General features: G+C 49.0%; 12 protein-coding genes and 1 tRNA gene. 9 read left to right on the top strand and 4 right to left on the bottom strand.

All coding sequences use genetic code 11. The annotated features are described in order from the left end of the window. Positions 1-346 precede the first annotated feature (346 nt). Positions 347-1,522: a mannose-6-phosphate isomerase, class I gene (gene manA / locus WG89_RS19710; protein ID WP_153301705.1), complete on the top strand. Its 1,176-nt coding sequence runs from the start codon at positions 347-349 to the stop codon at positions 1,520-1,522. A gap of 29 nt (positions 1,523-1,551) precedes the next feature. Here the strand turns inward: manA and WG89_RS19705 are convergent, their stop codons facing one another. After that, positions 1,552-2,145 (bottom strand): TetR/AcrR family transcriptional regulator, encoded by a 594-nt coding sequence (locus WG89_RS19705; RefSeq protein ID WP_062269020.1) that lies wholly within the window; start codon positions 2,143-2,145, stop codon positions 1,552-1,554. 137 nt (positions 2,146-2,282) lie between these two features. Here WG89_RS19705 and WG89_RS19700 point away from each other — a divergent pair, with 137 nt between their 5' ends. From WG89_RS19700 to WG89_RS19680, 5 genes are all read left to right on the top strand, one after another. Further along, on the top strand, positions 2,283-3,512 hold the full coding sequence (locus WG89_RS19700) for an NADH:flavin oxidoreductase (protein ID WP_062269018.1): 1,230 nt from the start codon (positions 2,283-2,285) through the stop codon (positions 3,510-3,512). Further along, the gene (locus tag WG89_RS19695; RefSeq protein WP_062269016.1) at positions 3,509-4,318 is read left to right on the top strand and encodes an SDR family NAD(P)-dependent oxidoreductase; all 810 of its coding nucleotides are present in this window, start codon (positions 3,509-3,511) and stop codon (positions 4,316-4,318) included. Before WG89_RS19700 ends, WG89_RS19695 begins: the two co-directional genes overlap by 4 nt. 22 nt (positions 4,319-4,340) lie before the next feature. Beyond that, positions 4,341-5,966, top strand: a complete 1,626-nt coding sequence (locus WG89_RS19690; protein WP_062269014.1) for a sulfatase-like hydrolase/transferase — start codon at positions 4,341-4,343, stop codon at positions 5,964-5,966. Positions 5,967-6,149: 183 nt separating this feature from the next. After that, positions 6,150-7,157 carry a tRNA dihydrouridine(20/20a) synthase DusA gene (dusA, locus tag WG89_RS19685; RefSeq protein WP_281177713.1) on the top strand — a complete coding sequence of 336 codons (1,008 nt, stop codon included), beginning with the start codon at positions 6,150-6,152 and terminating at the stop codon, positions 7,155-7,157. Positions 7,158-7,331: 174 nt separating this feature from the next. Beyond that, positions 7,332-7,739 carry a VOC family protein gene (locus tag WG89_RS19680; RefSeq protein WP_062269012.1) on the top strand — a complete coding sequence of 136 codons (408 nt, stop codon included), beginning with the start codon at positions 7,332-7,334 and terminating at the stop codon, positions 7,737-7,739. Positions 7,740-7,746: 7 nt separating this feature from the next. On the opposite strand, the gene WG89_RS19675 is transcribed toward WG89_RS19680, so the two are convergent. The 3 genes from WG89_RS19675 to WG89_RS19665 all read right to left on the bottom strand — a co-directional run bounded on the left by WG89_RS19675 (position 7,747) and on the right by WG89_RS19665 (position 10,443). After that, the gene (locus tag WG89_RS19675) at positions 7,747-8,268 is read right to left on the bottom strand and encodes an STAS domain-containing protein (protein ID WP_062269010.1); all 522 of its coding nucleotides are present in this window, start codon (positions 8,266-8,268) and stop codon (positions 7,747-7,749) included. Beyond that, a complete protein-coding gene (locus WG89_RS19670; protein ID WP_062269008.1) occupies positions 8,269-9,441 on the bottom strand; it encodes a response regulator in 1,173 nt (390 codons plus the stop codon). It abuts the gene before it with no gap. A 279-nt stretch (positions 9,442-9,720) separates the two neighbouring features. After that, the gene (locus tag WG89_RS19665) at positions 9,721-10,443 is read right to left on the bottom strand and encodes an MlaA family lipoprotein (RefSeq protein WP_172806868.1); all 723 of its coding nucleotides are present in this window, start codon (positions 10,441-10,443) and stop codon (positions 9,721-9,723) included. Positions 10,444-10,695: 252 nt separating this feature from the next. On the opposite strand from WG89_RS19665, the gene WG89_RS19660 reads away from it, so the two are divergent. The 3 genes from WG89_RS19660 (at position 10,696) to WG89_RS19650 (ending at position 12,156) form a co-directional block, all read left to right on the top strand. Beyond that, positions 10,696-11,601 (top strand): EamA family transporter, encoded by a 906-nt coding sequence (locus tag WG89_RS19660; protein ID WP_062269004.1) that lies wholly within the window; start codon positions 10,696-10,698, stop codon positions 11,599-11,601. Between the two features lie 116 nt (positions 11,602-11,717). After that, complete coding sequence (locus WG89_RS19655) at positions 11,718-11,909, top strand: flagellar biosynthesis anti-sigma factor FlgM (protein ID WP_062269002.1); 192 nt, start codon at positions 11,718-11,720, stop codon at positions 11,907-11,909. Positions 11,910-12,079: 170 nt separating this feature from the next. Further along, a tRNA-Arg gene (locus WG89_RS19650) sits at positions 12,080-12,156 on the top strand. The last annotated feature ends 30 nt before the right edge of the window (positions 12,157-12,186 follow it).

The following is a 12,186-nucleotide window of genomic DNA, read 5'->3' as shown; positions in this document are numbered from 1 at the left end:
GCCAGCCTTTTGATCCTGTGCCTCGATAAGAATTGATCAGTGGAGACAGGTCGAGCTGGTCAACAACATCCACCACAAAGCGAGCCATATGACCTTCTGGAAGATAATCCTGGATGCTGGCAGGGAAAAGGTCGGGAGTGTTTCGGTCGACCGGTTTGAACTTCCACTTATTCATAGTGCTTTGAGTGTTACTGGTACTGGAATCAGGATTTTACCTGTTTTGCTGGTTAAGTCCGACAGGCTCCTAGGCGTGTAAGTGAAATCACGGTTAGCGAAACAGCTGTTACTGATTTACAGTCACGGGATAAAATTTATCAAGCCTGCATTTCTCTGGAAAGGACTGATTATGACCATCTTTAGGCTGGAAAACCCTATACAGCATTATGACTGGGGCAGTCAGAATGCAATGAACCAGCTCTTTGGAATCACCAATGAATCCGGTCAGCCCATGGCTGAACTCTGGATGGGAGCTCATCCAAAAGCGCCTTCGGTTGCTCTAACCAGTGGCCAGCCTATAGCTTTAAACAATCTGGTAGATGGTCAAGCTGAGCATCTTGGTGAAGGCTCCCAGGACAAATTTGGACAGACACTGCCTTTCCTGTTCAAAGTGCTTGCGGCTGCCAAACCTCTGTCTATCCAGTCTCATCCAAACAAACAGCAAGCTCTGGAAGGGTTTGCCCATGAAAATCATCTCGGAGTTCCCCTGGATGCCTTCAATCGCAACTATCGGGATGACAATCACAAGCCTGAACTGGTTTATGCCCTGACCCCGTTTAGAGCCATGAACGGGTTCCGTCCGCTGGAAGAGATGCAGTCGCTGTTTGCCATGGCAAGTATTCAGTCGCTGGTGGAACCTCTGCAATGGCTTGCGGATGGAAACCTGAAGACATTTTACGAGCACCTGATGACATTGCAGGATGAGTCCAGAGATCAACTGGTCGCTTCAGCTATGAAGTTCGCTGAAACATCCAATCATCCTGCATGGCAGGAAGTGGCTCGCCTGAATCAGTTCTATCCAGGTGATATAGGTATCCTGAGCCCATTGCTGTTAAATGTGATTGAACTGACGCCGGGTGAAGCAATGTTCCTCAAAGCTGGAACCCTTCATGCTTATCTGGAAGGGACTGCCCTGGAAATCATGGCTTGTTCTGATAATGTGCTCAGAGGCGGCCTGACCAGTAAGCATGTTGATGTGCCTGAACTGCTCAAAACCATTGAGTTCGATACTATACAAATGTCAGAACTGTGCCTGAAGCCAGAAGCAGAGCTCAATGGCGAGACTCGCTTTATGACCAGTGTGGATGACTTTCTGTTCAGTGTGGTCGAGCCGGCCAAAGCCCTGGAAGCGTTTTCTGTGAATGCAGCCGAGATTCTGTTCTGTGTTGAAGGCAATCAGGTGATTGAGACAGCGGATGAATCCATCGAGTTGTCTCCGGGCCAATCCTGCTTCATCAGTGCCAATACCGGACAATACAAGGTAAAAGGTAGTGGACGTCTGGCCAGAGCCACATCCATCCTTTAATGCCTGGACTGCTGCCAAACTGTGAATTATCACTGTTTGGCAGTATTGCTCCCTGAAGTCAGCATGTTATTGACCAGCTTAATGGCCAGCTTTTTCGCCAACTCCCGATCTTCCGATTCTGCCACCATCAAGGCCGCCTGAGCCAGTGCGCCAATCACCATCCGACCAAACAGTTGTTGCTGAATTTTTTCTTCTTCACTGGCTGCAGGCATTGAGCCAAACAGTTCGTGGGCTTTTTCAGTGACCAGACTATTGATCCATTTTTCGTGACCGAGAATGTTGGGCCCGTCTACCAGGACAATCTGGCGAAAACCCGAGTCATCGGACATGTCCAGAAAGGTATTCCAGTGCTGGCTTAATCTTGAGGCAGGGTCGGATGTCTCTACGCTCTCAAGACTCTCCAGAATATTCACCATCATCTGATCAAAAACGGCATTGAACAGTTTCAACTTGTTGCCAAAGTAGTGATAGACAGGCCGGGTCGTCAGTCCGCAGTCGCTGGCAATATCTTCCAGAGATGTACCTGCAAATCCTTTTTTAGCAAATAAACGGCAGGCACTGTCCAAAACCTGCTGATAGGTTTCGGCACGTCTTTGAGCCTGGGTACGGCGAGTTTGATTCATCGGAGGATCTTATCTTTTTGATTTATGTAATCATATTGCATAAGATATGTAACGTCATTGCATAATAATAAAAACATTGTGAACGTCGTGTGTTCACAACTCTGAGGGAGCAGCAGCGGAATCGCTCTGAGAAGCCTATGAGTCAATATCTGGATCGTGCATTCAGTTCTGCCAGTCTGGGGCCATTGAAGCTCCGCAATCGCATTATCAAAGCTGCGACGTTTGAAGGTCGTACACCCGGAGGGATACCAGGGAAAGATCTTTATCAGTTTCATAAACAGTTTTGTGACGGGGGAGTGGGGATGACCACTCTGGCGTACTGTGCAACAGAAGCTGATGGTCGTGTATCCCATGACATGATGTACATGGGTGATCATATTCGGCCTGAGCTGACTCGAATGATTGATGGTCTTCATCAAACCGGAGCCCGTGTTTCCGGGCAGATGGCACACTGCGGTTACTTCTCAAAAAATCAGGCATTGCAGAGAGTTCGAAATCCAAAGGGTCCATCCATCCAGCTCAATACTCTGGGAATGACGGTTGGACGCCCTTTAGCCGGTGCCATGAGTGAGAAGGACATTCACTACATGGTTAAGACTTATCGGGACGCTGCCCTGTTTATGAAAGAGGTAGGTTTTGATGCTATTGAGATTCATTTTGGTCATGGCTATGGGCTCAGCCAGTTTATCAGTCCGAAAACCAATCGCCGGTCTGATCAATACGGTGGCTCTTTAGCCAACAGAATGCGACTGCCACTGAGATGTCTGGAAGCAGTGAAAAATGCAGTGGGTGATGATGTCGCTGTTATTGGCAAGATGGGGCTGACTGATGCAGTTAAAGGCGGACTGCAATTGGAAGAAGCGGTTGAAGTGGCTGCCATGCTCGATCAGGGGGGCATTGATGGTTTGATTACCAGCGGTGGGACCAGCAGTTTCAATGTCATGCACATGTTCAGAGGCACCTCTATTGCCGATGGCATGGCCGAGATGCAAAAGAACCGACTGCTGAAAAGTGTTTTTAAAATGGTGGGCCCCAGAATTTTTAAGGAATACCCCTACCAGGAGCTTTATTTTCTGGAAGGCTGCAAACGTGTCAGGGATCGGGTCAGAAATGCACAAATGATTTACATCGGTGGGTGCCACACCATGGAAAGTCTTGAGGTGGTTATGCGTGAAGGTATTGATTTTGTGCAGTTGGGAAGAGCCCTGATCAAGGACCCAGCCTATGTCAATAATGCCAGTCGCCAGGGTCATAAATACGTCAATGGCTGCACACACTGCAATCAGTGCGTCACCATGATAGAGGCTCCCGGTGGCCCCCATTGTCCACTCAATGTTCAGCCAGCTGTTGTGGAGGAGAGGGTATGATTATCTCCACAAGTCAGGTGGCTGTTATTACCGGTGCCGGCGGAGGTCTGGGTCGGAGTCTTGCCATCCAGTTAGCGAGAAAAGGTTGTCATCTGGCCTTGGTGGATATCAATCATCCAGCACTGGAAGAAACACAGGAAAAGCTGGCAGGCAATGATATCAAGGTCACTCTTCATCAAGTGGATGTTGGTGATATAGACGACATGCATCAGCTTTACGCAGAGGTCATGGAGTTTCATGGCAGGGTGAATTTGCTGATCAACAATGCAGGCATCACCTTGCAGAAGTCATTCGCCAGTCATTCACTCAAAGATTGGCAGCGGGTCATTAATATTAATCTTTGGGGGCCGCTCTATGGATGCAGACTATTTCTGGATGTCCTCAGAAAAGAATCCCAGTCCCATATCGTAAACCTTTCCAGTATGGCTGCCTTTATCGGGTTGCCTTCTCAAAGCTCCTACTGCGTCACCAAGTCAGGTGTACAGGCGTTGAGCGAATGCCTTTATGCCGAATTAAAAAAAGATGGGGTTGGTGTGACATCCGTTCACCCCGGCGCAATTAAAACGGACATGATTCAGGCAACTCTGGCGGATTCTGACGACCTTCAGAAAGCCCAGAAAAATTACGAGCTGGCGCAGAAAGTGGGGTTATCAGCCGACCGAGCGGCGCAAATCATTCTGCAGGCAGTGGAAAAGAACAAGGCGCGAGTCCGAGTGGGTAAAGACTCATGGATTCTGGATATTCTTCGTCGTTTGATGCCAGCGGCTCTGCAAAAGGGCATGGCACGAATGGCCCGTACGATGTGAGCAGTGAAAAGAGCAAATAATAATGAAAAGATTACTCTCAGCCTCAATAGGTTTATTGGCCAGTTTTTGTGTTTCCGCACAGCCTTCAGCCCCGAATATCGTCATTTTTGTTGCCGATGATATTGGTTTTGCAGACCCGGGATTTCGTGGTTCGGGCATTGAGACACCCTCCATTGATGTACTGGCCGAAGAAGGTGTGACTCTGAATCGTTTTTATACGACACCGATTTGTTCCCCGACGAGGGCCGCCTTAATGACGGGGCGTGATCCCATGCGTCTTGGAGTGGCTTACAGTGTACTTTTGCCATGGGACAGTGGTGGTGTGCATACCGATGAGCACTTCATGCCAGAGAGCTTTAAAGCGGCTGGGTATCAAACCGCTATTGTGGGTAAATGGCATTTGGGCCACTCTCAACAACAGTTTCATCCCAATGCCCGGGGCTTTGATTATTTCTATGGGCATTTGCATACTGAAGTGGGCTACTACCCACCATTCAGTATTCTGGGAGGGCGTGATTTCCAGCTGAATGGTAAAAGTCTGCCAGACCCCGCCAAGGGGAAAGAACAATATGAAACCTTCCTGTTGGCAGATTACTCTTCAGACTGGATAAAACAGAGAGACAAGGACAAGCCTTTCTTCCTTTATCTGCCTTTTCTCGCACCCCATGAACCGCTTGAAGCTCCTGATGACCTGGTGAAAAAGTATGAAGGTCTTAAAGACGAGCGGGGTCTTTCAAGAAGTCCTTCTGACAAGATTTCACGTTTAGCCAGGTTGTCTGGAACCGAAAGTCGCAGGCCCCTCTATGCAGCGGTCGTGGATTCCATGGATCAGGCTATGGGAAGGGTGCTTAAAACGCTGGAGGAAGAGGGCATAGAAGACAACACGATAGTGATGTTTTTCTCTGATAACGGTGCTTCCCGTGTCTACGGCAGAGGAGGAGGGGACAACAGCCCTTACCGAGGTGGCAAAGGTGAGGTTTATGAAGGTGGTATCCGTGTTGCATCTGTCATGCGCTGGCCTGATCGGATTAAAGCAGGCAGTCAGTTGGATGAAACTGTGACCATCATGGATGTTTTTCCGACTCTGGCGGCCGCAGCCAACATTAAAACTGGAAATGAGCTGCCACTGGACGGTGTTAATGTGCTTCCGGCATTGACTGAAAATAAAACAATCCATCGGGATCGAGCTCTATTCTTTGCCTCTGAAATTCCTTTGTATAACTCATTTGGCTTTACGCTGATAGAAGACAACTGGAAGCTGATTCAGTGGTTGAAAATAGAACCTTTGACCATGACCATCACACAAGAACTCTATAACCTTGAGGAAGATCCGGGCGAATACAATAATCTGGCTACCAAACATCCTGGACGGGTCGACAGGATGGCCAAAGAGATTCTGGAGCGAAGAGCCCTTTACCCTATTAATGGCACTCGTTCGAGAATATCTTCGCCGCCGGGCTGGCGTCCACCTCTGGATTGGGCGAGTTTTCCCAGGAAAGATGAAGCGCTGCAAGAGCAACCAGCGACCAGTATGGCTCCAGACAGTCGTTCAGAAATGTTGCTGGATTACATGCACGGCGATACCGGAAGGCTGATATACAACTGTGAGCCAACCCGGATACCCATGATTGGCGGTGTGTGCATTTAGTACTATTGTGCCCTTCAATAGGGCACAATCTGAACATTCTTATCAGGAACTGGTCAAACTACCTACCCTGCTGTTGTTATTAGCGGATCAGCTATGAGCGACCCTTACTGCTGAATGCTGTTTTCTGGTATATCATTAGCGGCTCGATAATTTAGCTAACCCTTTTAGCAAGCAAGTGTGCCAGTGATTCAGCCAAAGCCATTAGATCGTAAGTTTTCCGTTGCCCCTATGATGGATTGGACGGATAGACACTGCCGTTATTTCCATCGTCTGCTCACTGGGCATGCCTTGCTCTATACAGAGATGGTGACAACCGGAGCGTTAGTGTTTGGCGATAATGAACGCTTTCTGCGTCACAACCCGGAAGAGTACCCTCTGGCGCTTCAGCTGGGTGGGCACGATCCTGAGCATCTGGCTCAATCCGCCCGAATGGCAGAAGACGCCGGTTTTCAGGAAGTGAACCTGAATGTTGGTTGTCCCAGCGATCGCGTACAGAATGGCCGAATTGGTGCCTGTCTGATGGCTGAGCCTGAAACAGTGGCTGCTGCTGTCAAAGCCATGCAAGCAGTGGTTGATATTCCCGTGACGGTTAAACACCGTATTGGCATCAATGGCCGAGACTCTTATGAAGAGCTGGTGGATTTTGTCGGTACTGTCGCAGACGCCGGTTGCCAGACGTTTGTTGTCCATGCCCGTATTGCCATTCTGGAAGGTCTGTCTCCCAAGGAGAACCGGGATATCCCACCTCTGAAGCCTGAAGTGGTTTATCAGCTCAAGAAAGATTTCCCCGATCTAGAAATTACCATCAATGGTGGTATCGCGACTTTTGATGAGATTCATCAGCATCTGGAACATGTGGATGGCGTTATGCTGGGGCGTGAGGCTTACCATAACCCGTACCTGATGGCAGAAGTGGATAACCGTCTTTATGGGGCGACTCAACCCTTGGTTGAACGCAGTGAGATAATAGAAAAAATGCTGCCTTATATTGAAAACGAGCTTTCAAAAGGCACCTATCTGAGTCATATCACCCGCCATATGCTGGGTTTATATCAGGGCGAACCTGGAGCCAGGAAGTTCCGTCGTTACATCAGCGAGAATGCCCATAAAAAAGGCGCGGGTCTGGAAGTGCTGCTTGAGGCAGTGAAGCAGGTTGAAACACTTCGTGAACAAGCCCAGAATGCAGCTTAGGATTTGTTTCTAAATAACCTCCCGATTTTCACAGGGAAACCGCTCACCCTGAACGGATTTTGAGAGGGTTTGAACAAAGAAATTAATTTCAGACAAGTCCTTAACGGGTTTCGATGAGAGAGTTTTCATTCTAAAAGGTTCTCTCATCCGTTCACGGTTGTTCAGGAGGCAGGTATGCTGAAGATTCTTGGGATAGATCATGTAGTGTTGAGGACCGATCGCCTGGAGGCGATGCTGGATTTTTACTGCAACTTGCTGGGCTGCACGGTAGAAAGACAGACCTCTGAAGAAACCGGGCTCTATCAGTTGCGAGCCGGTAATGCCCTGATTGATCTGGTAACGGTTACTGGTGCCATTGGTCGTGCCGGGGGAGAAGCTCCGGGAGCAACAGGCAGGAATATGGATCACTTTTGCCTGTTGATTGAAAAGATGTCTGAGCAGTCCCTGGTGGATTATCTGGTGTCTAAAGGCGTAGATGCCGGGGAGATGAAGAAACGGTATGGTTCTCAGGGACAGGGCCTTTCACTTTACATCAATGACCCTGATGGGAATGCGGTAGAACTGAAGCCTTCACTGCAGTGACCAGACTTTATTTTTCATCGTCCTTGCTGTTAGCCTGAATTTGTTCCAACTGCTTGACCAGTTCACTGAACGCTTCCCGGTTTTCCTCATTCAGGCTCATCAATACCTTGTGGGCGTCCAGGACCTTGCGGGCCTGGGTGGATTGCTCCATATTCCCGTCGCAAGTAATGTCATGCATATTCAGTTTCAGTTTGTCGAAACCTTCCAGCTCCCTGACAATGACAAACACCTTGTCAAAGCCCATGCTCAGCAGAATTCGGGTGACATCGTCTTGAGTCGAAATAATAACGGGCACCAGACCCAGGTTTTTCTTGGCCTGAATAGACAGCTTGGCCAGCAGACCCAGTGAGGTGCTATCAATGGTGTCGGTCTCAGTCAGGTCAATGATCACCGAGCTGAAGTCCGGCTCATTGAACATTTTTTCCAGAAAGGCTTCCAGTGAGGAGCACAGTGTCAATCGCACCTCGCCCACCAGTTTCAGGACATAGGTGCCGTCGTTTTCCGCGAACAGTATTTTTCCAGGAATCATTCAGTTTCGAGCCAGGATCAGCATGGCCACATCGTCCGGAGCCGCTTTGATGGTTTTTAGCCCCAGTTTTTCTGTCAGCGCTGATACGGTGACGGCTCCCTCTTTAATAACAGACAACAAATAGTCTTCCTTCTCCTGAAGCGTCTGCTGTGGCAGCACCTCCAGAATACCGTCGGACAGGATAGTCAAGGTAAATTGCTCCGGCAAGTCAATTGTTACATCTTCGAAGGTGGCGTCTTCAAACAGACCCACGGGCAGACCGCGACCTTCAATGCATCGTGTCTCTTCAGGAGTTGAAAGAATAGGCAGAGGGTAGTGACCACCAAAGGCATAGGTCAGCTTTTGATCTCGTGTATCAACAACGCCGCCAAAGACGGCAACATGCTTGCCCAGTCCCGTTTCAAGCAGGCTTCGGTTCAGGAAGTTCAGTACATGTGAAGGTTTTACTCTGACCCGGCCACCATGGGACTGGTATTCCCGCAGCAGGTTCATAGACATGTGTTTCAGCAGAACCGTAACGAAGGCTGAGGATGCGCCGTGCCCGGAAACATCCGCCAGATAGAAGGCAAAACTGTGTTCGTTCAGGGCAAAATAATCAACAAAGTCGCCACTGAGATAGAGCGAGGGAATGATCTGGTGATCCACTTTAAAGTGTTCAAATGACAGAGGCTCCTGTGGGAGCATTTTCATCTGGACCTGTCGACCTGCTTTCTGATCCTCCTGCAGCAGGTGCAGATTGTTTTCCAGCGAATGTATGGCTTCTTCGAGGCTCTCACGATAGCGGCGATTTTCCAACGTTAACTGGGCATTTTCGAGCGCCCGGTTAATGGCATACTCAAGCACTTCCAGATCGACTATAGGCTTGATGATGTAGTCGCTGGCGCCCAGTCTCAAAGCTTCTACTACGTCGGCCATGACGCCGGCACCGGAAACCACAATAAAAGGCGTGTCGGGGGAGAGTTCACGGACGCTGCGAAGAACGGCCAGACCGTCCATTTTTGGCATACGAAGGTCACAGAGAATAATATCCGGCGGGGTCTCTCTGAAAACGGCAAGACCCATTTCACCGTTTTCTGCCTGGAGGATCTCGAATCCGCTGTCTTCGAGATAGGCTACGATGCTTTCTCTGACAATGGTGTCATCATCAATGACCAGAATGGTACTGCTGGCCATATTTAAAAACCCGCCTGCTGGAGAGTAAGATCCAGATTCGGGTCAGGGAAATCTACGCCATGGAAAACAGAGTGCATCTGACGTTGAACCATTATTGCTTTGTGGTCTGTTGAAACATACTCTCAACCCGGCTCTGCTGCAAGCCGGGGAAGCGAAAAGCCTGCAATTCCGTTGCTTGCCAAGACTTGGCTGGCCGCCACGCATAGAGTAAAGAGGGTCGGGAATATGCGCTCCAGTCTTTGAGTTAGCTTGCAGACCGGAGCATGGAAATTGACTTTGTCAGAAGTCGTCTTCAGGCAGCTGGCCGGTGATCAGATATTCACGACGTTGCAGATAAGCGTCCCGGATAAAGGTGTAACGGTCACCCACGATCAGGTCTTCAGAACTGAGCAGGGAGGCGCGGGTATTGACAATGTCGACACCTCTGGCTGTCCACTGGTCTCGTTCCGGTTGAATCTGTCCCTGCAGGTTCATCATAGAGTCAGGTACAGAGCCAATGCCAGAACGCAGGGTTCTGGAACCCAACAGTGGCAGAACCACATAAGGACCGGATGGTGTACCCCAGTGGGCCAGCGTCAAACCAAAATCTTCGTACTTTTGCTCTATGCCCAGCGGGGTGGCCACATCAACCATGCCCAGCATACCCACGGTTGAGTTGATGCCGAAACGACCAATCGATGCCAGGGCTTCAGAACCTTTAAACTGTAACAGTGCATTGGCAGTATTGCGGATCTCGCCCAGATTCGAGAAAAAGTTGGAAACCAGATTCTGGATGGGTTTGGGGGTCACGGTATCATAGCCCTTGGCAACAGGCTTCAGGGCATACGTATCCAGAGTGTCGTTGAACTCAAAGATAGTCCGATTTGCCTTCTCCCAAGGGTCATCGTAGGTCACGACAGCGGCTGAGGCACTGGAAACAAATCCGGCGAGCAGCAGGGCGGGTATAACTTTAACCATATTTTTTAGTGCAATTATCGGGTTTGTAGCCAGTGAGCGCGTCACATTCCTGTCCTCGCTTTCCTTGTTTATTGAAACTAGCTCAAATCATTGTGTGTGTAGCTTTATAGTGTGAATTATTTCACGGCCAAGTGAAATAGGTAATAGGGGTGTTGATTTATACCATTTGACAGGTCAAAAAAATGTCAAGTCTTCTAAGCCTTTAATACTGAGCCTGTTGGGCTCATTTGTGTAAAAGATACGATCTTGCGTGGCTGTGTATATATGATTAAGCCACGCCTTTTCAGGAGTAAAGAGTTGGATAATCTGGCGATCATTCTGGTGTTGATATCGTCCATTATGCATGCAGGCTGGAACTGCCTGGGTAAAAAAACAAGGCCCTCTGCCGCCAGTTTTGCCGTCTCTGGTGTCCTTGGCATGTTAGTTTTCCTTCCCCTGTTACTCTTTTATATCGACTGGTTAGGCGAAATTACGCAACAAATCTGGCATTTGGTCTTGTTGACAGGATTTTTTCAGGGTGGATACATGCTGGCTCTAGGGCAATCCTATCGATCCGGGGATATGTCCATCATGTACCCTGTTTCCAGAGCTCTGCCTGTTTTGCTGGTCCCTCCCGTTGTCAGCATTCTGGGTCAGGGGGCTGAACTGTCTTTGGAAAAGTGGTTAGCCTTTGTCCTGATTGTTTCAGGATGTCTGTTCTTGCCTATGTGGCGCTGGAGTGACTTCAAACTATCCCATTACCTTAATCCAGCTTCAGGCTTTGCGAGTCTGGCTGCTTTGGGCATTACCGGTTACTCAGTCACGGACAGCCATGCCCTGGCACTAATGAGGGAGCTCTGGCCGGTTGAGGGCAGCGCTTTTAAAACAGCGATTTTGTACATGGTGTTACAGGCTGTTTCAACCAGCTTCTGGTTGATGGTTGTTTCATTGCCATCCAGAGCGCATCGGAAAGAGATTGCCCACCTGCTGGTGAATCATAGAAATTCTTTGCTGATGACCGGCTTTGCCATGTACGGTACCTATTCACTGGTACTGGCAGCCATGGCTTTCTCAGAGAATGTCAGCCTGATAGTGGCGCTGAGACAAACCAGTATTCCCGTGGGAGTATTGATGGGTGTGTTTTTATTGGGAGAGAGAGCTTCGTCACAAAAATGGCTCGGAACCGGATTTATTATTTCGGGCTTGATTCTGGTAAGTCTCTGACGATGCATTAAATATTGAGTTTGGCATGAAACCTGAGTGGTAAAAAACCGGATATTGACTCTGGAACCAGAAAATATCCTGTGAGAATATCTGTTGCTTAGCGATCAGGAGGAATCATGGAAGATAGCCGAAAGACCGAAGCAGAAACTCGTACAAGTATCCCCAGCCGTAACACTGAGGAGCGCCTTATGGCTCTCAGAAAGGCCTACCTTGCCGGAGAACTGAAGGTAGACAGTGCCAGAGTGGCCGATAAACTGATGGCCTTTGAAAGCACACTGGAAAAAGCTCTGAACGAAAAACAGTCCTGAGCGAGTAAGAGCAAAGATAAAAGCAGCTGATCGTATTCATCCATAAACCGACTCATAGTGGTTTAACACCGGGCAGTGCGTAGAGCGACTTTAATTCTTGGAAAATTTACATTGTTTCGTTAGAATGCAAAGCAAGCCAGCCGGAGATATCCACCCGCTGGCTTTTCTATGCTCCCTTGGCACAGCTGGATAGCGCGGCCCCCTCCTAAGGGGCAGGTCAGAGGTTCGAATCCTCTAGGGAGCGCCATATATGAAAGCCTGAAGTGATATCGCTTCA

Origin of the sequence: Endozoicomonas arenosclerae (assembly GCF_001562015.1) — a bacterium.
In the GTDB taxonomy this organism is placed as follows: domain Bacteria; phylum Pseudomonadota; class Gammaproteobacteria; order Pseudomonadales; family Endozoicomonadaceae; genus Endozoicomonas_A; species Endozoicomonas_A arenosclerae.
This window is presented reverse-complemented; position numbering and strand designations above follow the sequence as displayed.

Bases quoted from the DNA above. Each gene is read 5' to 3' on its own strand.
- manA (WP_153301705.1), top strand. From the start codon at position 347: ATGACCATCTTTAGGCTGGAAAACCCTATACAGCATTATGACTGGGGC.
- WG89_RS19705 (WP_062269020.1), bottom strand. From the start codon at position 2,145: ATGAATCAAACTCGCCGTACCCAGGCTCAAAGACGTGCCGAAACCTAT.
- WG89_RS19700 (WP_062269018.1), top strand. From the start codon at position 2,283: ATGAGTCAATATCTGGATCGTGCATTCAGTTCTGCCAGTCTGGGGCCA.
- WG89_RS19695 (WP_062269016.1), top strand. From the start codon at position 3,509: ATGATTATCTCCACAAGTCAGGTGGCTGTTATTACCGGTGCCGGCGGA.
- WG89_RS19690 (WP_062269014.1), top strand. From the start codon at position 4,341: ATGAAAAGATTACTCTCAGCCTCAATAGGTTTATTGGCCAGTTTTTGT.
- WG89_RS19680 (WP_062269012.1), top strand. From the start codon at position 7,332: ATGCTGAAGATTCTTGGGATAGATCATGTAGTGTTGAGGACCGATCGC.
- WG89_RS19675 (WP_062269010.1), bottom strand. From the start codon at position 8,268: ATGATTCCTGGAAAAATACTGTTCGCGGAAAACGACGGCACCTATGTC.
- WG89_RS19670 (WP_062269008.1), bottom strand. From the start codon at position 9,441: ATGGCCAGCAGTACCATTCTGGTCATTGATGATGACACCATTGTCAGA.
- WG89_RS19655 (WP_062269002.1), top strand. From the start codon at position 11,718: ATGGAAGATAGCCGAAAGACCGAAGCAGAAACTCGTACAAGTATCCCC.